The organism is Myxococcus sp. AB025B (assembly GCF_006518215.1).
Taxonomy (GTDB): domain Bacteria; phylum Myxococcota; class Myxococcia; order Myxococcales; family Myxococcaceae; genus Myxococcus; species Myxococcus fulvus.
Genome location: NZ_SRLW01000054.1, coordinates 1 through 19,883, shown reverse-complemented (window position 1 = coordinate 19,883; position 19,883 = coordinate 1). Strand labels below are relative to the sequence as shown.

The 19,883-nt window shown below is 72.2% G+C and carries 13 protein-coding genes; 4 read left to right on the top strand and 9 right to left on the bottom strand.

All coding sequences use genetic code 11. The features are described from left to right. The first annotated feature begins 257 nt into the window (after window positions 1-257). On the top strand, window positions 258-752 hold the full coding sequence (locus FL311_RS11650; protein ID WP_141325113.1) for a hypothetical protein: 495 nt from the start codon (window positions 258-260) through the stop codon (window positions 750-752). A gap of 7 nt (window positions 753-759) precedes the next feature. Here FL311_RS11650 and FL311_RS11645 read toward each other — a convergent pair whose 3' ends face one another. Continuing rightward, window positions 760-3,606 (bottom strand): Ig-like domain-containing protein, encoded by a 2,847-nt coding sequence (locus tag FL311_RS11645; protein ID WP_141325112.1) that lies wholly within the window; start codon window positions 3,604-3,606, stop codon window positions 760-762. Between the two features lie 560 nt (window positions 3,607-4,166). Here FL311_RS11645 and FL311_RS45020 point away from each other — a divergent pair. Further along, the gene (locus tag FL311_RS45020; RefSeq protein WP_228556822.1) at window positions 4,167-5,342 is read left to right on the top strand and encodes an ankyrin repeat domain-containing protein; all 1,176 of its coding nucleotides are present in this window, start codon (window positions 4,167-4,169) and stop codon (window positions 5,340-5,342) included. A gap of 151 nt (window positions 5,343-5,493) precedes the next feature. On the opposite strand, the gene FL311_RS11635 is transcribed toward FL311_RS45020, so the two are convergent. Further along, window positions 5,494-8,343 (bottom strand): Ig-like domain-containing protein, encoded by a 2,850-nt coding sequence (locus FL311_RS11635; RefSeq protein ID WP_194869168.1) that lies wholly within the window; start codon window positions 8,341-8,343, stop codon window positions 5,494-5,496. Between the two features lie 526 nt (window positions 8,344-8,869). Then, on the bottom strand, window positions 8,870-9,829 hold the full coding sequence (locus FL311_RS11630; RefSeq protein ID WP_141325109.1) for an ornithine cyclodeaminase family protein: 960 nt from the start codon (window positions 9,827-9,829) through the stop codon (window positions 8,870-8,872). A gap of 78 nt (window positions 9,830-9,907) precedes the next feature. Here FL311_RS11630 and FL311_RS11625 point away from each other — a divergent pair, with 78 nt between their 5' ends. Beyond that, window positions 9,908-10,858: a DUF1152 domain-containing protein gene (locus tag FL311_RS11625; protein ID WP_141325108.1), complete on the top strand. Its 951-nt coding sequence runs from the start codon at window positions 9,908-9,910 to the stop codon at window positions 10,856-10,858. Between the two features lie 67 nt (window positions 10,859-10,925). Continuing rightward, a complete protein-coding gene (locus FL311_RS11620) occupies window positions 10,926-14,768 on the top strand; it encodes a protein kinase (protein WP_305036147.1) in 3,843 nt (1,280 codons plus the stop codon). A gap of 9 nt (window positions 14,769-14,777) precedes the next feature. Here the strand turns inward: FL311_RS11620 and FL311_RS11615 are convergent, their stop codons facing one another. From FL311_RS11615 to FL311_RS11590, 6 genes are all read right to left on the bottom strand, one after another. Then, the gene (locus tag FL311_RS11615) at window positions 14,778-15,344 is read right to left on the bottom strand and encodes a hypothetical protein (RefSeq protein WP_141325107.1); all 567 of its coding nucleotides are present in this window, start codon (window positions 15,342-15,344) and stop codon (window positions 14,778-14,780) included. A 68-nt stretch (window positions 15,345-15,412) separates the two neighbouring features. Then, window positions 15,413-17,032, bottom strand: coding sequence for a sigma 54-interacting transcriptional regulator (locus FL311_RS11610; protein WP_141325106.1), 1,620 nt, complete (start codon window positions 17,030-17,032; stop codon window positions 15,413-15,415). Between the two features lie 63 nt (window positions 17,033-17,095). After that, window positions 17,096-17,491, bottom strand: coding sequence for a hypothetical protein (locus FL311_RS11605; RefSeq protein WP_141325105.1), 396 nt, complete (start codon window positions 17,489-17,491; stop codon window positions 17,096-17,098). Between the two features lie 200 nt (window positions 17,492-17,691). Next, a complete protein-coding gene (locus FL311_RS11600) occupies window positions 17,692-18,120 on the bottom strand; it encodes a DUF4326 domain-containing protein (protein WP_141325104.1) in 429 nt (142 codons plus the stop codon). 15 nt (window positions 18,121-18,135) lie between these two features. Then, entirely contained in the window at window positions 18,136-18,417 is a 282-nt protein-coding gene (locus tag FL311_RS11595; protein WP_141325103.1) for a hypothetical protein, read from the bottom strand. A gap of 189 nt (window positions 18,418-18,606) precedes the next feature. Then, window positions 18,607-19,347: a cyclopropane-fatty-acyl-phospholipid synthase family protein gene (locus FL311_RS11590; protein WP_228556820.1), complete on the bottom strand. Its 741-nt coding sequence runs from the start codon at window positions 19,345-19,347 to the stop codon at window positions 18,607-18,609. Window positions 19,348-19,883 lie beyond the last annotated feature (536 nt).

Below are 19,883 nucleotides of genomic sequence, written 5' to 3'. Positions count from 1 at the left end.
TGCAACGGGCCACGGAGCAAAGGGGGCAATCATCGGCATGACCCGGGGGTAGGGTTGGAACACTGGGTGACGACCTCCTGGGTAACGAACCTAACAGGGAGGGACCACATTCAGTGATGGAACAGGTCGTGTCCTGTCACGCCGTGGATGAAACCCCCGGAAATCCCCGGGCTGTAACCCGCGGGTGCGCCCCGGCGTAGCGAGGGTGTCCCCGCGCGGGCCGGCTCCGGTCCGCGCCTCTGCTCACGAGGCCCCCCATGCGTCCCTCCTGCCTGCCGTGCACCGTGCTCCTGGCCCTGGTCGCCTGTGGACCCTCGTCCTCCGTCGACGAGGGCCTGGGGGAGGTGGGAGGCCTGGACACGTCCGAGGCGGGCATCACCGCCTTCGTGCGGGAGGGGCGCTATCGGGAGTGGCTCGCGGAGCCGGCGCCCCGTCGCTCGGTGCGCTCCCATGGCGACCGGGTGCGGGTGTTCTTCAACGACGTGCTGGCCCGCTCCATGGCGGAGGGCAACCGCGTCCACCCCGTGGGCAGCATCACCGTGAAGGAGCTGTTCGAGTCGGACGGCCGCACGACGCGAGGCCACGCCCTCGACATCAAGGTGGCCGAGGGCACCGGCAAGGACACCTGGGTCTTCTACGAGGGCTTCGGCCCCGACTACGACGACAACTACTACGGCCGGGGCCACGACACGTGCCACGGCTGCCACGCGGACCAGGGGACGGACTACGTGGCCACGCCCCTGCCGCGCTGACGTCGCGCTACGGCTGGTTGCGGGTGACGAAGGGGAAGGTCTGGATGATGAAGTTCCCCGCGGAGTCCTCCATCCACACCTCCACGGTGTGAGGGCCGTCCAGCAGCTCGCGCGTGTCCAGCTCCGCCGTCCACACGCCATCACCCTGGTCCGTCCCCGCGCGGATGCCCGAGCCGTCCCGCGTGAAGGCCACGCTCCTCACGCCGCTCACGTCGTCCGTCACCCGGGCCTCCAGCACCACGATGCCGGAGACGGCCTCGTCCGGTCCGGGTGAGAGCAGCTGGGCGCGCGGGGGCGTGTCGTCGTAGCGCACCGTGCGGGTGAGGGTGGTGCTCAGGCCCGTCTCGCTCGTCGCGACCATCGTGAAGACGTTGTCCCCAGGCACCAGGGGCAGCCGGGCCACGAAGACGCCTCCGCCGCGCGGCACCTCGTACGAGCCCCCGCCGGGCGTCACCTCCACCCGCGTGGCGGACTCCGAGTACACGGCCAGCTCGTAGTCCATCATGTCCCCGGGCTGCGGCCCCACGAGCCACCCGTCCGGAAGGCCCGCCACGAGCCACGGCGCCTCGGCGTCCACCCAGAAGGTGAGCACGTGCTCCGTGACGTGGCCCGCCGCGTCCGTCGCGCGAATCAGCACCTCGTTGGCCCCGGGGGTGAGCGCCAGCTCGTGCGCCACCAGTCCTCCGCCCGCGGGCACCTCCGTGACGTGCACCCAGTTGGTCTCCACGCGCACGGGGGAGGCATCGTCCACCCACACGCGGACCTCCGTCAGCAGCGAGCCCACCATCGAGCCCTCCGCGGGGTACAGCACGGTGATGCCAGGCGCCACCGCGTCCACGCGCACCGTGGCCTGCTGGCTGGAGCGTCCGCCGAACGTGTCGGTGGCCACCAGCTGGATGACGTTGAGGCCGTCGCGCAGCGGGAGCTCCGTCCACACGAAGCCGCCGCTTTCCTCGGGCACCACCGGGTACTGCTCACCGTGGAGGATGAACGCGGCGGACTCGATGGTGGCCCCGGGCGCCAGCGCCGTCACGAAGCCGCACACGCCCAGGCTCGTCTCGCCCATGAAGTCGGGCAGTCCGCACAGCGTCACCGAGGGCAGCGGGTCCGGCGATGGCAGAATCTCCACCGCGCGCGTCCCGCTGCTGCCCAGGCGGTTCGCCTCGCGAGGCTGGAGCGTCACGCCCGAGTACACCGCGCGCACCTCCGAGGCGCCCAGCATCTCCCAGCTCCCTCGCGGCCGCCACACCACCGAGTACACCCCATCCCCATCCGCGTCGTGGTCCGTCCCCACGGTGACGCCGGCCACCTGGAACGTCACCTGCCCCTGTCCCGGGCCCCGTGCGCGCCAGCCATCGGCGCTCGTCACGCGGGCCGACAGCGGGTTGTCCCGGCCCACCGTGAGCTGCGCACCCGCGAGCACCGTGGTGGTGGTCTCCAGGCCCTCGGTGGGAGGCGGAGGATTCGTGTACGCGGTGACCCACGTCGCGCCCGAAACGCCCGGCCTGCTCATCGACGTGGCCGTCACCTGGACCTCCGAGGTGAGGGATGGGGCGAGCTCGACGGGCGTTCCCACCGAGAGCGTCACGGAGGTCCGCTCACCCGGAGCGAGCGTCACGGTGGTGCGGTCCAGCGTCGCCGTCCAGCCCGGCAGCCCGCCCGAGGCCTCGAGCGTGAACGTGTCCGCGCGCGCGCCCTCGTGGAGGATCCAGAGCGTGTACATGACGCGCTGGGGATGGGGCAGGGCCTGGGCCACGGGTTTGTTCGCGGCGTCGTCCACGGTGACGCTGACGCCATCACCCTTGTCGGGGAAGCAGGACAGCGCGAGCGTGGCGAAGGTGGTGGGGATGTCCGGGTGGCGCGAGGTGCCCACGCCCCAGCCTCCGTCCTCGGCCTGCCGTGAGATGAGCCACTCGAGCGCCCGCGCGACGCGAGGCTCCTGCTCCGGCGTGCGGCCCGCGAGGCACAGCGCGTACAGGGCGAAGCTGGTGGAGGTCTCGTCCGGTGCCTCACCGTCGAGGCCGCCCCAGCCCGGCGCATCGCCGAGCGTGCGCGTGGCGAGCAGCCGTGTGGCCACGGACTCCAGCGCGGCCGTGTTCTCGCCCTGCTCACCGGGGCCCGCGGCCTTCAGGCCCACGGCCGTCCACGCCACCTGGTACGTGTAGCGCTGGGCGTCGTCGAAGGGCCCTTCCGACAGGTCGCTCAGGTGCTCGCGCAGGTACGCGGCGGCGCGGCGGAGCGCGTCCTGGTACCGGGCGGCGCGAGCCGGGTCGGCGTGCACGCGGGCCTGGGCGAGCGCCGTCATCAGCCGCGCGGTGACGCCCATGTTGGAGGCGCCTACGGGCCGGAGCGGATAGTCCTCCACCCAGCGCCCGCTCAGCTCCTGCGTGCTCACGGCCCAGTCCGCCGCGCGCGCGAGCGCCTCCGCGTGCCGGTGGCCCACCTTCGCGTCGTAGCCCGCGAGCCCGAAGGCCGCGTAGCTGGTGTACGCGTTGCGGTAGTGCACGCCCTCCAGGACCCACGAGCCGCTCGCGTCCTGGCCCACGAGCAAGTCGCGCGCGAGCCGCTCCATGTTCTCGCGGTTGGTGCGCCCGTTGGTCGTGACGGTGTCCAGGTCGAAGCCGTTGGCGCTGGCCTGGGTGAGGCCGAAGAGCGTGGCGCCGTGGCGGTGGCATGAGGTGCAGCCCTGGTCCTTCGTCCACGTGACGGCGTCCGCGCTGACGAAGTCGAGCGCGCGCTGGGCCGTCGCCACGCGCTCGTTCGCGCGAGAGGCCGTGGCCGACAGCAGCGTGACGAGCACGAGCCCCCAGAGCGAGGACGAGACGGAGCGAAGCGAGCGCGCGCGGATGGACATCGGACGTGTTCCCATGGAGCCGGGCCCGCGCGCGGTGCACGCCCAGAGACTCGGCGCCCGGGACGAATCATGACCGGCACGCGCTCAATCACAAACAAAGGAGCCCGCACTTTCGCGCCTGCCTGCAGGGCAGGTGTAGAAGGTGTCATCAGACCCAGCACCGGGTCATGAAGAGGGGGTCCGCGAGAGCGGCATACTGGGTGAACACAGGGGATTTGCTCGGGAATCCGCGAGTCGATTCCTCCTGTCCATGGAATCCCGAATGACAGTCATTGTGTAACGTGCCCGAGCCCCGCCTCGGTGGGCGAGCGAGGCGCCGGGCCCTGTGGCTCTCGCGGCTCGCGAGACGGGGCTCTCACAATGTCAGACTCCAGGGTGTGTCCAGTCTCGTGAGGTCCGTGTGCACTGCTCGCGGCGATGGATGCATCGTGTCATCGCGGTTGGCTGCTGACCGTGCACGCTGAAACATGCGAGGAAGGCGGCCTGTCTCACGCCTCTTCTCGTGGCCCATCCCGGTGCTCGTCGCTCTCGTGCGTGGGGACAGGAAGGAGAATCCTCGAATGTCTCAAGCGCTGCTCGAAGCCATCTCCCAGGACGATGTCGCCGCCGTGAAGACGCAGGTCGCGACGGCGGATTGGAGTGTCCGCGATGGGTTCGGTCGGGCGCCGCTCGCCGTGGCGGCCTCGCGCGAAGGCACGAAGGCGCGGGACATCCTGACGGTCCTGCTGGACGCGGGCGCGGACGTGAACGCGGCGCAGGGCGAGGAGGGTGACGAGGAGGAGGGCTGGACGGCGCTGCACCAGGCCTGTGTGCGCGGCACGTCGGCGGCGGCGCTGGGCGCGGTGGAGGTGCTGCTCGCGCGGGGGGCGAAGGCGGACGGGGTGAGCGCCAAGGCGTCGGTGACGCCGCTGGAGCTGGCGCTGCGCACGCACCACCTGGGCATCGCGGAGGCGCTGTTGAAGGCGGGGGCGAACCCGGACGCGGTGGGCACGTCCGGCATGGCGCCGCTGCACCTGCTGGTGCAGCTGTACCGCGAGCGCGAGGGGGACCGGTACAAGAAGGGCGAGCGCGAGCACATGGCGGGGGCGGCGGTGAAGCTGCTGCTCGCGCACGGCGCGAAGCCGGGCACGAAGGACCAGAAGGGTGAGACGGCGCTGGCGAAGGCGCTCCTGCACCGGCTGCCGGAGGAGTTCGTCCTGGCGCTCGTCGCCGCGGGCGCGCCGCTGGACGAGTGGGTGGACCTGGGCACGCCGCCGGAGCAGGTGCTCGTCACGCCCGCCTCCATGGCGGTGGGGCTGGGGCAGCCGCCCTCGGTCATCAAGGCGATGCTGGAGACGGGGCTCGACACCACGAGGCCCGTGGCGCCAGACCAGCAGAACCTGCTGCACTACGCGGCGATGAAGCGCTTCGCGGCGCTGGCGCTGGTGCTCGAGCACCGGCCCTCCCAGGACGTCGACGCGCGCGACGCGTCGGGCGCGACGCCCCTGTTCCTTGCGTCGTGGAAGGGGCTCGTGAGCAGCGTGCAGGCGCTGCTGGCGCGCAAGGCCAACCCGGACATCCCGGACCTGGATGGGAACACGCCCCTGCACACGGCGGCGCGCAACGGTCTGCAGGAGGTGGTGGAGGTGCTGCTCGCCGCGGGCGCGAACAAGTCGCTGCGCAACCTGGAGGGGGAGACGGCGGCGGACCGCGCCCGGCAGAAGGGCCACGCGACGCTGGCCGCGCTGCTGGGCTGAGCGGTCCGGCGTGGGGCCACGGGCGCGACGGCTCGGGGTGGCCTGGCGGACCACGCGTCGCGCCGCGGGCCTGAGACGGCCGCGCGGCCGGGCCCACCCGGAGCAACGGGGTGGCCTCCTGCGAAGAGGCCACCCCGGACCTACGGGGGCATCAGTTGTCGACGAAGAAGTTGAAGCGCTGGACGGTGGAGTTGCCCACGCCGTCGCTCATCCACACGTCGACGGTGTGCGAGCCATCCAGCAGCTCGGTGGTGTCGAGCGACGCGGTCCAGTCACCGTTCGCCTGCTGCGTGCCCGGGCGGATGCCGGACATGTCGCGGCTGAAGCCCACGTTGGTGATGGGGCCGAAGTTGTCGGTGACGCGCGCGCGCAGGGTGATGGTGCCGCTCACCGTGGTGCCCGAGGCGGGCGACAGCAGCGTGGCGGTGGGGGCCTGCACGTCGTAGTTCACCCGACGCGTGGTGGTGGTGGACACGCCCGTCTCGCTCAGCGTGACGATGGAGAGGTTGTTGACGCCCGGGCTGAGCGTCAGCGTGCTCTGCACCGCGCCACCGCCGCGCGCCACCGACAGCGCCGCGCCGCCGTTGATGCGCACCGTCGTGGCGGACAGGGACTGCACGTTGACCGTGTACGTCAGCTGGTGGTTGGGCTGCGCGCCGAAGGTCTGGTTGTCACCGGGGTTGGTGGAGACGACGGGCGTGCCCGGGTCCACCCAGATGAACACCAGCTTCTCCGTCACGTTGAAGGCGCTGTCCGTGGCGCGCACCAGGATGACCTGGTCGCCGTAGTTCATCGGCACCGTGTGCTCCACCGTGCCGTTGCCGAACTCCAGGATGGACGACGCCACCCACTGCGTCTCCACGCGCACCGGCGTCTGGTCCTGCACCGACGACGTCACCGTCACGTTGAGCTGCCCCAGCGCCGCGCCGTTCACCGGCGACTGCACCGTCAGGATGGGCGGCACGCGGTCCACCGTGAGGTTGACCTGCTTCGTCGTCACCCCGCCGAAGCTGTCGCGCGCGGTGAGCTGGATGATGTTGGGGCCTTCCTGCAGGGTGATGGTCGTGTAGATGAGGCCGCCGTTGCCCGGCGTGAGCGGGATGACGGTGGCGCCGTTGATGATGAAGGCCGCGTACGTGACGACCGCGCCCGGGGCGCGCGGCGTGGCGTAGCCCCAGATGTCCAGCGTCGTCTCGCGGGTGAAGGCGGGCGGGTTGCCGATGGTGACCGACGGCGTCAGGTGCGGGAACGGGTCGATGATGACGGTGCGTGAGTCGGTGCTGCCCAGCAGGTTGGACAGCGGCGCCTGACGCTCGATGCCCGAGTACACCGCGCGGAAGTCCTGCGCGCCCGTCACCGTCCACGCGTCGGAAGGCGGCACCCAGTCGAAGGTGAACAGGCCGTCCGCGTTGACGTCCGCGTCCGCGCCCACCGGGACGCCGGCCACGTAGAACGTCACGACGCCGTGGGTGGGGCCCACGACGGGGTTGTTGTTGGCGTCACGCACGCGCGCCGACAGCACGTTGCCCGTGCCGATGGTGATGTGCGCGTTGACCGCGGGCGCCTGGATGGTGGTCGTGGTGGCCAGGCCCGTGACGGGCGGCAGGGGCGGCGTGTACGCGTTGACGCGCGCGGAGCCGGACACGCCCGGGGCGCCGCCGGACGTGGCGGTGAGCGTGAACTCGGACGTGAGCGCGGGCAGCAGGTTCGCCGGCGCGTTGACGGTGACGGTGACGGTGCCCTCGCCGCCCGCGGGCAGGAAGACGCTGACGGGGTTGGGGAAGGAGGCCCAGCCGGGGAGCCCGCCCGACGTGCTCAGCGTGTACGTGTCCGCCTGGTAGCCGTGGTTCTTCACGTTGAAGGTGAACGTCGTCTGCTGGCCCTGCTGCGAGCCGATGACCAGCTCCTTGCGCGCCTCGCTCACCACCGTGACGTGCACGCTGAAGTCGCCGTAGCAGGACAGGCCCAGCGCCGCGAACGTCGTGGGGATGTCGAACGTGGCCGAGCCCGTGCGCCAGCTGCCGTCCGCGGACTGGCGCGTCTTGAGCCACTCGATGCTGCTGCGCACGCGCGGGTCCGTGGCGGGCTCGCGGCCGGCCAGGCACAGGGCGTAGATGGCGCTGCCGGTGGACATGTCGTTGGCGGCCGTGTTGGGCAGGTCACCCCAGCCCGGGTTGCCGGGCGAGGCGCGGGTGAGCAGCCGGTTGGCCAGCGTGTCGATGGCGGTGGTGTTCACGTTGGAGGGGCCAGGGCCCGCGGCCTTCAGGCCCACCACGGCCCAGGCCACCTGGAAGGTGTACGGCATGCCGTTGCCCGTGGCGGACTGGTCCGCGTTGTCCAGGTTGGCGCGCAGGTAGGCGGCGGCGCGGTCCAGGGCGGTCTGGTACTGCGCTGCCCGGGCCGGGTCCACGCGCTGCTTCGCCTGGGCGATGCCCACCATGATGCGCGCGGTGGTGGGCACGCTGCCGTGGTCCACCGGGAAGTTGGCGTGGTCCGACGGCCACCGGCCGCTGGCCTCCTGCGTGAGCAGCGCCCAGTTGGCCGCCGCCACCAGCCCCGCGCTGTACTGCGTGGACACGTACTGGTCGTACCCGGCCAGGCCGAACGTGGAGTAGGACGTCTTCTCGTTGCGGAACGACGTGCCCTCGTGAATCCACGAGCCGTTCGCCAGCTGCTCCGTCTTGATGCGCTGGCCGAGGAACTCCAGGTTGTACTGGTTGGTCCGCCCGTTCGAGACGACGACGCTCATGTCGTAGCCGTTGGCCCGCGCCGCGGCCAGGCCGAACGTCGATGCGCCCACGCGGTGGCATGCCGCGCAGCCGTTGGCCGACACCCACGTGGCCACATCCGAGCTCAGGAAGTTGATGGCCCGTTGGGTGGCCTGGGCGTTGGTCTGCGTCTGCGCGGCGGCAGGCGTGGACAGGAAGGCGAGCAGCAGCGTCACGAGGCCGACGAGGGCCGACGGACGCGCGACACGCCGCGACGAGGCGGGGTGGAACATGGGTCTCCGGACAGGCGAAGGGCCGGTGCCAGGCATTGGCACTGGGCGCGTCACCTCCGGGGCGCCTGGACACAATCCGGCCTCTCCGGGCGGATGACTCGAGGTCATCCTCCCAGGTCAGCTCCTCCAGGATGTCGTTTGGCCCCCCCACAGGCAGCGCGTATATGTGGAATACTCCACAGTGATTGAAATTGTCCAGTCACCGAAAATCAGACAGTTTCAGTGATAACGGGGTTTTAAGTGACACCCACCGTCCGTGGGAGAGTGGCGTGCCCGGATTGGTCTGGAAGGACCCGCAAGTGGGACTTCCGTGACGCCCCGTCACGAGGCCGCGAGCACACCGCCGGGCGGGGTGGGGGGCGCGCTCGAGCGGGTGTGTCGGCCTCACGGCCGTGAAGTGGGGGCGGCTCCGCGCGAGGAGAGGTGAGGACCACGGTGCGACACCGCGGTGCATCTCAGCGGGGCGCAGACCTCGCGCGGGGTGTCCGCTCGCGCGAGGTGGGACACGGCCTTCCCGGGCCGGGCTTCAGCCTCCGACGATGTCGAGCGTCTGGCCGACGCCCTTGGCCCGGGCGACGTCGTAGAGGGCGCGGGCGAGGGCCACGTCCTGCAGCGCGAGGCCGGTGGAGTCGAAGATGGTGAGCTCCTCCCCGGAGCGGCCGGGCTTCTTGCCGGCGACGACCTCGCCGAGGGTGCCGGCAATCTGCTCGGCGCGCAGCACGCCGTCGTGCAGGGGGACGTTGACCTCGCCGGAGTGCAGGGCCTGCTCGGTGTCGTCGATGAAGACGCGGCCCTCGGTGAGGATGCGCGGGTCCAGCTCCTGCTTGCCGGGGGCGTCCGCGCCCATCGCGTTGATGTGGACGCCGGCCTTGAGCCACTCGCGCTTCACCACCGGGGTGCGCGAGGGCGTGGAGGTGCAGACGATGTCCGCGCCGGAGGCCTCCTGGAGGCTGACCACGCGGCCGCCCTTCTCGGCCTGGAGCGCCTTCGCGGCGGCGTCGGACGCATCGGCGAGCAGCAGCTCCAGCTCCCCGAACAGGGCGCGGTGCGCGTCGATGAGGACGCGGGCCTGCACGCCGCAGCCGACGAGCCCGAGCGTGCGGGGCTTGGGCCTGGCCAGGTACTTGGACGCGACGCCGCCGGCGCAGCCGGTGCGCCACGCGGTGAGCCAGGTGCCGTCGAGGATGGCGAGCGGGGACGCGGTGTCCGGGTCGCTGAGGATGTAGAGGGCGCGCACGGTGGGCAGGCCGTGCTTCTTGGGGTTCTGGGGATGGGCGTTGACCCACTTCACGCCGGCCGCGCCGTCGAGGAACGCGGGCATGGCGCGGAAGTCGCCGTCGTACCGCGGCAGGGAGAGGTACACCTTGGGCGGCATGAGGGACTCGCCACGGCCATGGGCCCGGAAGGCCTTCTCGACGGCCTGGAGGCCGAGCTCGACGGTGTAGAGACCGCGCAGCTCTTTCGCGCTGAGGATGAGGGTGGACATGGCGGCGCTATATACCGGAGGTGTCGGTACGCCGCCCTGTGGGTGATGCTCCAGGGCCCGGTGAAGGGAGCTCCCGTCGTGGACTTGTGCACTTCTCCGCTGTTCGAGCGACTCGCCTCCGCCCGCCACGTGCTCATCGCCGGGGGCGGTGGAGGCTTCGACGTGTTCAGCGGGCTGCCGCTGTACTTCCGCCTGCGCGCGCAGGGCAAGACGGTGTCGCTGGCGAACATGAGCTTCACGCGGCTGGAGGCCGTCCAGGGGGAGTGGACGGCGCCAGGGGTGGTCCGCGTGGACGCCACCACGGCGGGGCCGGAGCACTACTTCCCGGAGGGGTGGCTGGCGCGCTGGTTCGCGCGTCAGGGGGAGGCGGTGTCCATCCACTGCCTGGACCGGGGCGGCGTGGCGCCGGTGCGGGAGGCGTACGCGTCCCTGCACGCGCGGCTCGGGTTCGACGCGGTGGCGCTGGTGGATGGGGGCACGGACATCCTGATGCGCGGGGATGAGGTCGGACTGGGCACGCCGGTGGAGGACATCTCCAGCCTGGGCGCGGTGCAGGCGCTGCCGGAGATGACGAAGCTGGTGGTGTGTCTGGGCTTCGGCGTGGACCGGCACCACGGGGTCTGTCACGCGCACTTCCTGGAGTCGGTGGCCGCGCTCAGCAAGGACGGGGGCTACCTGGGCGTCACCGCGCTGCTGGAGTCGATGCCGGAGGTGGCGCGGTACAAGGACGCGGTGTCGTTCGTGTGTGAGCGGATGCCGAGGGCCCCGAGCATCGTCTCGCTCTCCGTGGTGTCCGCGCTGGAGGGCGAGTACGGCGACGTGCACCGCACGGTGCGGACGCAGGGCAGCACGCTGTGGATCAACCCGCTGATGAGCATGTACTGGGCGTTCGACTTGTCGGCGGTGGCGCGCAGGTGCCTGTACCTGGAGGCGCTCGCGGACACGCGGACGCCGTGGGAGATGAGCGAGGTCATCGAGAAGTTCCGCGAGGAGCGTCCCATCCGGCCGTGGATGGACATCCCGGTGTGACGCGCGAGGCGTGCGCGCATTTCGGTAGGCTCGCGGGGAGGGCCTCGGGCCCGAGGAGCGCGCCAGCGTGAGCGAGCAGGACGAAGCGCAGCTGCGGCAGGCGGTCGCCGAGGGACTCCTCGCTCGCGACGAGGTGGAGGTGCTGCGCGCCGAGGCCGCGCGGCTGGGACAGCGCCCCCTGGAGTTGCTCCGCGCGCGAGGCCGACTCTCCGAGGACACGTATGCGTCCCTGGTGCGGATGTGCGAGCCGGTGGAGTCGCGGGAGGGCGCGCTCGCGGCGCCGGGCGGGCGGGCCACGTCCGGGCTCGGGCGCGCCGGAGCGGACGGTGTGCCCTCGGCGATGAACGGGCGCGAGGCGGCGGTGACCCCAGGGGCCTCCCCGGTTGCGTCCGTGACTCCCGCGCTCGAGCGTCGCGAGCCGTTGACGCCAGGGGCTCCCGTGGCGGGCGCTGTCGCTGTCGCGGCGGAGGTCGTCCACGTACGCCCTGGAGGCGCGCCGGCCGCTGACGACACGCTCAGCCTCCCAGGCGGGAGCCCGCCGGGTGCCTCGGACAGGCTCGGCGCGGAGGTGCCACCCGGGCGGGTGCCCGCCGACGCCGACGTCGACGTGCCCGCGTTCCCGGTGCCGGGCTGGGAGCGCTACTCGCCCGTGCGCTTCCTCGGCCAGGGCGGCATGGGCCGCGTGTTCCTCGCGTGGGACGCGCGGCTGCATCGTCACGTGGCGCTGAAGTTCGTGCGCGGGGACGAGCCGGAGCTCGCGCGTCGGTTCGTCGCGGAGGCCCGTGCGCAGGCGCGCGTCTCCCACCCCCGGGTCTGCGAGGTGTACGAGGTCGGCGAGGTCCAGGGGCGCGTCTACATCGCCATGCGCTACGTGGACGGGCTGCCGCTCCAGTCGCTGGTGGAGTCGCTCGGCGTCGAGCAGAAGGCCCGCGTCCTGCGCGACGCCGCCGAGGGGGTGCACGCCGCGCATCGCGCCGGGCTCATCCATCGCGACCTCAAGCCCTCCAACCTCCTGGTCGAGCGCTCCGCCGACGGCGAGCTGTCCGTGTACGTCATGGACTTCGGGCTCGCGCGCGACTGGAAGGAGAGCGCCACCGCGACGGGCACCGTGCTCGGCACGCCGCACTTCATGTCGCCCGAGCAGGCCCGAGGGGAGGTCACCCGACTGGACCGCCGCGCGGACGTGTACGGCCTGGGCGCCACGCTCTACGCGCTGTTGACGGGGCGCGCGCCCATCCCGGGTGAGAACGGGCTGGAGGTGCTCGGCAACATCGCCACCGTGGAGCCGCGTCCTCCGCGGGCCCTGGACGCGGACATCCCCGTGGACCTGGAGGCCATCACCCTCAAGTGCCTGGAGAAGGACCGCTCCGCGCGGTACGGCTCGGCGCGTGAGCTGGCGGAGGACCTGTCCCGCTTCCTCGATGGCGCGCCCGTGCTCGCGCGCACCGGTCCGGGCTACCGCGCGCGCAAGTGGCTGCGCAGGCACCGTCGCTCCGTGGCCTTGGGGACGGGGGCGCTCGTCGTGGTGTCGCTCGCGCTGGGGCAGGGGGTGCTCGCCCGTCGCGAGGTCTCCCAGCGCGAGGCCCTGGCCCGCCGGTTCACGGAGCAGGTGGAGCGCATCGAGGCCCAGGTCCGTTACACGGGCATCGCTCCCGCGCACGACACGCGCGCGGACCGCGAGGCCCTGCGCCAGCGCATGCGCGAGCTGGAGGCCGCGATGCGCGAGGCGGGGCCCATGGCGGATGGCCCCGGACACTATGCGCTGGGGCGCGCACACCTCGCGCTCGGGGACGACCTGCTCGCGCACCATCACCTGGATGCGGCGTGGCGGGCGGGCAACACCGAGCCGCGCGTGGCGTACTCGCTGGCCCTGGTCCTGAGCCACCTGTACCAGCGCGCGCGACTGGACGCCGAGCGGACCCGGGACGAGACGACCCGCGCGAAGCGGCTCCACGACGCCACCCGTCGGTTCGGTGAGACGGCGCGTGACTTCCTGCGCCGGAGCGAAGGGGCCCAGGTCCCCTCTCCGGAGTACGTGGCCGCGCTGCTCGCGTTCCTGGAGAACCGCCTCGACGAGGCGCTGGCGAAGCTGGAGGCGCCGGGCTCGCGACCGCCCTGGTTCCACGAGGCCCCGTTGCTGCGCGGGGACATCCTGGTGACGCGGGCCGCGAGTCGCTGGAACACGGGACAGCGGGAGGGCGCGCTCGCGGACCTGGAGGAGGCACGGCGCGCCTATGCACACGCGGCGGACATCGGTCGCAGCGTGCCCGCCGTGGCGCTCGCGCGGGCGCGCCTGGAGGGCTGGGCGCTGTTGCTCGCGCTGTATGGCCAGGGCGAGGTGGCGCCTCACTACGAGCGGGGCATGGTGGCGGTGTCCCAGGCGCTGTTGCTCGCGCCGGATGATGCGGAGGCCCATGAGCTGGAGGCGGGCTTCCACCGGCGCCTCGCCGAGCATCACGCCCGGCGGGGCGGTGAGGTGGAGCCGCTGTTGGACAAGGCCCTGGCCTCGGCGCGTCGGGCGATGGCGCTGTCGCCGCTGCGACTCCAGGGCTTGCATGAGCTGGCCCTGGTGCACTGGCAGCGGGCCCGGCTGCGGCAGGAGAAGGGGCTGGACCCTCGGGACTCCCTGCGCGAGGCCGTCGCCGCCTTCGACCGCGCGAGCCCCGAGACGTGGGACTACGACTTCCACGCCGACCACGGGCAGGTGTTCCGCGTGTGGGCGGACCACGAGGACGGCGTGGGGGGCGACTCGCTGCCCTATCGGCAGCGGGCCATCGACTCGCACGAGCGCGCGGTCGCGTTGGACGCGAAGCGGCCCGAGGCGTGGATCAACCTGGGGACCGAGTACCTCGCGCGCGCCACGAATCCCCGGGCGCCGAGCCCCGTGGAGGACCTGGACAGGGCCGCCTCCGCCCTGGAGCGCGCGCGGACCCTCAACCCCGCGCACGTGGTGCCCTGGTTCTACGAGGGTGAGGTGCACCTGGCCCGGGCCACGAGGCAGCGCGACTCGGGCGCGGACGCGAGACCGACGTTGTTGCGGGCCCGTGAGGCGTATCTGCGCGGTGTGGCCATCAACCCGAGGCTGCCTCCGCTGCACAACGGCCTGGGCACGGTGGGGTTCGAGCAGGCGAAGGACACCTGGGAACGAGGGGGAGACCCGGAGCCGTCGCTGCGCGAGGCCCTGGAGTCGTTCGAGCAGGCCATCGCGCTGGCGCCGGCCCAGGGCTACGGACAGAACAACGTGGGCGAGGTCCACGCGTGGCGTGCGCGGATGCGAGTGCTGGAGGGGCGCTCTCCCGAGGCCGAGGTGAAGGCGGCGCGCGTCGCGCTGAAGGACGCGCTGGAGAAGGTGCCGGACCTGGCCCCGCCGTGGATGAACCTGGGCACGGCGCTCCTGGCGGAGGCCGAGTGGAGGCGCGCGCGGCGACGGCCGGTGGAGCCCGTGCTGACGGAGGCCGTCCAGGCCCTGCGTCGCGCGCTGACGCTGAATCCGAAGCAGGCCCAGGCGTGGCGGGAGCTGGGCGAGGCGCTGGCCCTCGAGGCGCTCGCGAAGGGAGACGCGGAGTCGCTCACGCAGGTCGAGCATGCGTTCGAACAGGCCCTCGCGTTGGAGCCCACCCAGCCCGAGCACCGCCTGGCCTTCGCGCGCTTCTGTCTGGCATGGGGACAGCGGCCCGGTGCGAGTGACGCCAGGCGGCTGGAGCGTGGGCGGGTGCTCACGCAGGAGGTCCTCGCGGCGAGGCCCACGTGGCCACGGGCGCGGGCCTTGCGCGCCGGGTTGCTCCTGGCCTCGACGGAGACGGGGAGCTCCCATCCCGAGGCGCGCGAGCTGTTGTCCCGCGCGCTCGGCGACAATCCGCACCTCACGCGCGCGTGGAGTCCGCTGCTCTCCGTGGCGGAGTCGCGGTGAGGGGGCGCGTCAGTCGGATTCCCCGGTGGGCTCGGGCACCTTGGTGACGACATCGAGGTTGCCGCGGATGGTCTGGTCATCCGTGACGCAGTCGGAGTCCTTGCAGCCCTGCGCGCAGTGGTCGTCCTTGTCGTCACAGATGCTCAGGCAGTACTCGCCCGAGGGCAGGTTGGGGTCGGACCATGAGCCCTTGCTCCGCAGCTTCGTCAGGGCGACGACGCCTCCATCCGCGGTCGAGCGCACGTCGCGCAGGTCGATGCACAGGTCCTTGTCCAGGTCGGAGGTGATTTCGAGTCCCTGGCCGGAGCACAGCGTCCAGCCCTTCGCGCCGGGCCTCGGGTCGAACCGCTTCCCCACGCTCCCGGTCTCCACGGCGATGTCCAGACAGCCCGAGTCTCCCGCCAGGCACGGGTCCACCGCGCAGCCTCCATCGGTCTGCTGCAAGCGGGGCAGGTCGTCCACCTGCGCTTGCCGTGAGCTCGACTCCGGCGCGCCCACCGTCTCACGCGTCCGTGACGCGCACGCCGCCCAGCCCGCAACGAGCAACACTCCCAGGACCCAGCTTCCGTTCCTCACGTTCCCTCCCATCGACACATGTCGCGATGCGCGTGGAGACAGCATGCCTTGTGCCACGCGGGAGCGTGTCACTCACCGCGAGGCGTCAGGCCCAGCTCCTTCATGCGCCGGCCCAGCGCCTTGCGAGACACCTCCAGCGCTCGGGCCATCGCGTCCAGGTCACCGCCGTGTGCCTCGTGGGCCCGGGCAATCTCCTCCGAGCGAAGGTCGCCCGCGGTGCGCAGGTTCGGGCTCTTGTCGATGAGGTCGTAGAGCGACGGCCGGGGAATGCCCAGCGCCTCGGCGGTGGCCTTCAGGTCCCACGCATGCTCGCGCAGCGCGGCCAGCAGCTCCTGCTCCGTCACCTGTGAGGCCTTGCGACGCGGTGTCGCCGGAGTCCGGGCCTCCGCGGCGGGCTCGGGCGAAGACACCGAGGCCCCAGGGGTCGAGGCCGCGGCCACCTCCAGCTCATGCTCCAGCCGAGGCTCGGCCTGGAGCGTCGGCTCACCCCGGCTGCCGATGACGAGCTGCCGCGCGAGGTTGCGAAGCTGTCGGATGTTGCCTGGCCACGGAAAGCGCACCAGCCGCGTCGCCAGCGGCGCGGGCAGCCACGGCGCCGCATACGCGTCCTCGTTGTCCAGCCGATGCGCCTCGCCCAGCGCCGCCAGCTCCTCGCGGGCGAAGTGGAAGAACAGCCGGCCCAGGTCCTCGCGCCGCTCGCGCAGCGGAGGCACGTGCACCTCGTAGCCCGCGAGCCGGTGCAGCAGCGGCGCCTTGAAGCGCCCATCACGGATGCGCTCGTCCAGGTCCGCATCCGTGGCGGCGAGCAGCCGCACGTCCACGGCCACCGGCGTGGTGCCTCCGACGGGATACAGCTCGCCCGTCTCCAGCACGCGCAGCAGCATCACCTGGACCTCGGGCGGCGCCTCGCCTACTTCGTCGAGGAAGAGGGTGCCCCCATGCGCCGCGCGGAAGAAGCCCTCACGGCTCTGCGCCGCGCCCGTGTACGCGCCCTTCTGCGTACCGAACAGCTCCGCCGCGGCCAGCTCCTTCGGGATGGCGCCCAGGTTGACACTGAGGAAGCGGCCGTCGCGTCGACGGCTGCGCTGATGGATGGCCTGGGCCACGCGCTCCTTGCCCGTCCCCGTCTCGCCGCGGATGAGCACGGGCACATCCAGGTCCGCCACGCGCTCGATGTGTCGACGCAGCCGGCGCACCCCGGTGCTCTCGCCCACCATGCCGAGCGTGTCCACCGTGGCCGAGTCCTCCGCCGCGTCCATGAGGTGCAGCAGCACCACCACGCGCCCGCCCAGCTCGAGCGGCACCCCCTGGAGGAGCTCCGCCTCCGACAGCTCCCAGGTGCCCTCCAGCGCCGAGCCGGCGATGACCACGCGCTCGCCACCGGCCGTGCACGTCAGCCGCACGCTCCCCGGCTTCGAGCCCGGGGCGAACGTCAACGGCTTGCGACTGATGAACGGGTCGTTCAGCGGCTGTCCCAGCGCGGACCCGGGACGCGTGAAGTCCGGTGCGTTGCGAGACAGCGCCACCTCGCGTCCCGCCACGAGCGCATCCAGTCGGAGCCGCTCTCCGACGCGCGCGGGCACGGGATGCGAGACGAGCGTCAGCGCGGGCACGAGGCGAGGCCCCTGCGGACCTCCACCGCGTTGGGGCATGGCGGCGGTGGACACATCGGCGAGCGTCGGAGACATGGTGGCCGGGGCCTCATGCTAGCCGAGTCGGGAGCATGAGGCCCGCGGCCCCGCCCGCGCGCTTCAGCCCGCGCTGACGAACCAGGACGCGGAGATGTTCCAGCCGCTCAGCGAGCCGCTCTCGTTCGCGACCAGCCCCGGGCTCGTCGGCCAGCTGAAGCTGTTGGGGCCCACCGAGGGGATGGTCCAGTTCAGCGTGAAGGTGGCGTTGTTCACCGCGGACGCCTGGTACACGACATAGCCCGCGGACGGGTTGCTGAAGTCCCCGGGGCTGATGAAGCGCCCGGACTGGCCGGCGGGGATGACGCTCGGGGGCGCCAGCGTCCACTGCTCGTCCGTGGCGGACTTCAGCAGCACCAGGTCGCCCGAGGTCTGGTTGACGATGGTGGCGGTGAGGCTCTCGGTGGACTCGGGGCCGGGCTTCGTCTGGGTCGGCTTCTCGACGCTCACTTCGGGCATGGCGCACTCCTGTGGGAAGGGATGGGCCAGGGGCCTCGCGTGCCCCCGGTGCCTGCCCTCAGTGCAGCGCGCGTGCCGCGCGCCCCGAGCCCGGTCCTCCGAGGGAGAGCCCCGTCGACACGGCCTCCGACAGCCGGGTCGACACGGCTTCCGACACGTCGGAGCGCGAGCCCGACATGTCGACACGGGCGCGTGGGGCCTCAGCGCTTCGCGCGCGAGTCCAGCCAGGACACCAGCACGTCGGCGTGACAGGGGCCGGGCTTGCACCAGCACCCCAGGCGCTTGCCGCGCAGGGCGAGCACGTCCTCGCGCCAGGCGGCGTCATGGCGGGAGCGCAGCTCCAGGTACCAGCGGAAGGACTCGAAGGCGTCCACGTCCGGCCCCATGCGGTGGAGGGCCTCCTCGTGGATGCGCTGTGGCTCCGCGCCCGGCAGCCCGGCGACCCAGGGGGCGAAGTACTTCTTCCACAGGGCGCCCGGGGTGCCGACGCCACCGGGCTTGAAGGGGTTGCCGAAGCGACCGGGCACGGGGTTGGTGGGGCCAGGCTTCGCCCACGCGCGGAAGGCCCGGCCCACGTACACGTCGCAGCCGTCGTGGACATGGACCGCCTGGGTGCGCGCCCCGGTCATCGGCGGGTCCCCCGACTACTTCTTGCGCTTCTTGCCGGCGGACTGGGCAGCGGCGGCGGCCTCGGCGGCGGCCTGCTCGACGGCGGCCTTCAGGTCATCGCGCTCCTTGGTGACGCTGGCCACCTCGCCCTCCAGCTCGGTCACCTTGGTCTTCAGCGCCTCGTTCTCCGAGCGCAGCTCCTCCGTGGTCTTCTTCAGCACGTTCGTCTCGGCGCGCGCGCGGTTCAGCTCACGCGAGCCACCGCATCCGACGAGGGGAACCACCGCCAGCATCGCCACGGCCATCCAAGCCTTCATCTGAGTCTGCTCCTGTGGGGCCCAGGAAGGGGGAGGTCCGGGGCCCGGGTCATCCGGCACGGAAAGAGGGACGCACCGCTCCCGGGTCCCGCCGGCCGGTATCGGACCGGCGAGACTAGACAGTAAGGCCCACGAGAGGAAGCCACTGGAGGGTCGGGTGCACCCACTCCCTCGGACGGGCGGGGATTCTCAAGCGGTGGAAGTCGGGACCTGGGCGGCGGAGTCCGGGACTTCGTGAATCCAGACGGGCTCGAGGCCCCAGGTGAAGAGGGCGCGGTGTCGGGAGCGCACGGTGAAGCCCGGGGCCTCGATGGGGCGCGTCACCGTGAGGACGCGGGTGCCGGGGCGGCAGGTGCGCAGGCGGGCGACGAGTCGGGTGCGCGTCTGGGGGGACAGGGCCGTCCAGTTGACGAGGACATGGGTGGCCTCGCCCAGGTCGGCCAGGGCCGCGTCGCCCTGACGCAGCACGGCGCCGGCTCGGGACAGGGGGGCGGAGGCGAGGGTGACGTGCTCCTCGAGCAGCTCGATGCCCGTGGCCCGGGCGCCCAGCCAGCGCGCGGCGAGCAGGGCCCGGCCGCGTCCGGCGCCCAGGTCCACCAGGTGGCCATGGGCGGTGAGCCCGGCCTGCCGGAAGAGCGACAGGGCGGTGTGCACGGGCGCCTCGCCGTACATCAGCTCGTCGAAGCCCTGGCCGCTGGACTGGAGGAGGCGGACCACCTCGAAGGAGCGACGCGGCCGGTAGGGCGACACGAGCAGCTCGCGCAGCCACAGGGACAGCGCGGGTCCGAGCAGTCGTGGGCGCCATACGAGGACGGCCAGGTCCGCCGCCCGGTTCACCGCGTCCAGCCACAGGCTCCAGAGGCGCACGAGCAGGAGCCGGGGGAAGGACAGCCGGGGGGATGTCGTCGGGGTGGAGGCGTCCTCGGCCATGGCGCGTGCGGCGGAGGTTAGCCGAATCCGCGCGAGGGGCCGTGGGCGTCGGGCGGGGCGGATGGGCGTGGGTCACGCAGACGCTCGGGTGACGAGGGAGCGTGGGGGCATGAGGACGCACCCCGGTGACGAGGATGCAAGTCGTTGCGCGGGTGCGGCAGGGCTTCTTCCGGCCGCCAGGGTCGAGGCCCGTGGGCCCGATGTGCTGACACGGGTGCTGGCTTTGGACCCTGGAGGATCGCGATGAGCCCGACGCCGCTCCCGCTCGCCCGGTGAGCGACCGGCACCGGGGGCATCTTCCCCTCGGAGGGACCGCCGTGGGGAATGGCTTTCCCTGTCATTCCCTTGTCACTCCTGGTGAGGGAAATGAAACACCTGTCCGCGCGGGATGTGAGGCCTTGAGGCTGTGCGGATATGGGACTGCGAGCATGTCTGGCATTGGCATCACAGATGCAATCCAGATGTGACGGTAGTTCAACTGGGAGAGGCGGAAGGTCATGGCGATGCGGTGGTGGAGCAGGGGCTGGGGGCTGTTG

Excerpts from the sequence above, each read along its gene's own strand:
- FL311_RS11645 (WP_141325112.1), bottom strand. The coding sequence starts at position 3,606 with ATGTCCATCCGCGCGCGCTCGCTTCGCTCCGTCTCGTCCTCGCTCTGG.
- FL311_RS11595 (WP_141325103.1), bottom strand. The coding sequence starts at position 18,417 with ATGAAGGCTTGGATGGCCGTGGCGATGCTGGCGGTGGTTCCCCTCGTC.
- FL311_RS11650 (WP_141325113.1), top strand. The coding sequence starts at position 258 with ATGCGTCCCTCCTGCCTGCCGTGCACCGTGCTCCTGGCCCTGGTCGCC.
- FL311_RS11635 (WP_194869168.1), bottom strand. The coding sequence starts at position 8,343 with ATGTTCCACCCCGCCTCGTCGCGGCGTGTCGCGCGTCCGTCGGCCCTC.
- FL311_RS11590 (WP_228556820.1), bottom strand. The coding sequence starts at position 19,347 with ATGGCCGAGGACGCCTCCACCCCGACGACATCCCCCCGGCTGTCCTTC.
- FL311_RS11610 (WP_141325106.1), bottom strand. The coding sequence starts at position 17,032 with ATGTCTCCGACGCTCGCCGATGTGTCCACCGCCGCCATGCCCCAACGC.
- FL311_RS11605 (WP_141325105.1), bottom strand. The coding sequence starts at position 17,491 with ATGCCCGAAGTGAGCGTCGAGAAGCCGACCCAGACGAAGCCCGGCCCC.
- FL311_RS11600 (WP_141325104.1), bottom strand. The coding sequence starts at position 18,120 with ATGACCGGGGCGCGCACCCAGGCGGTCCATGTCCACGACGGCTGCGAC.
- FL311_RS45020 (WP_228556822.1), top strand. The coding sequence starts at position 4,167 with ATGTCTCAAGCGCTGCTCGAAGCCATCTCCCAGGACGATGTCGCCGCC.
- FL311_RS11630 (WP_141325109.1), bottom strand. The coding sequence starts at position 9,829 with ATGTCCACCCTCATCCTCAGCGCGAAAGAGCTGCGCGGTCTCTACACC.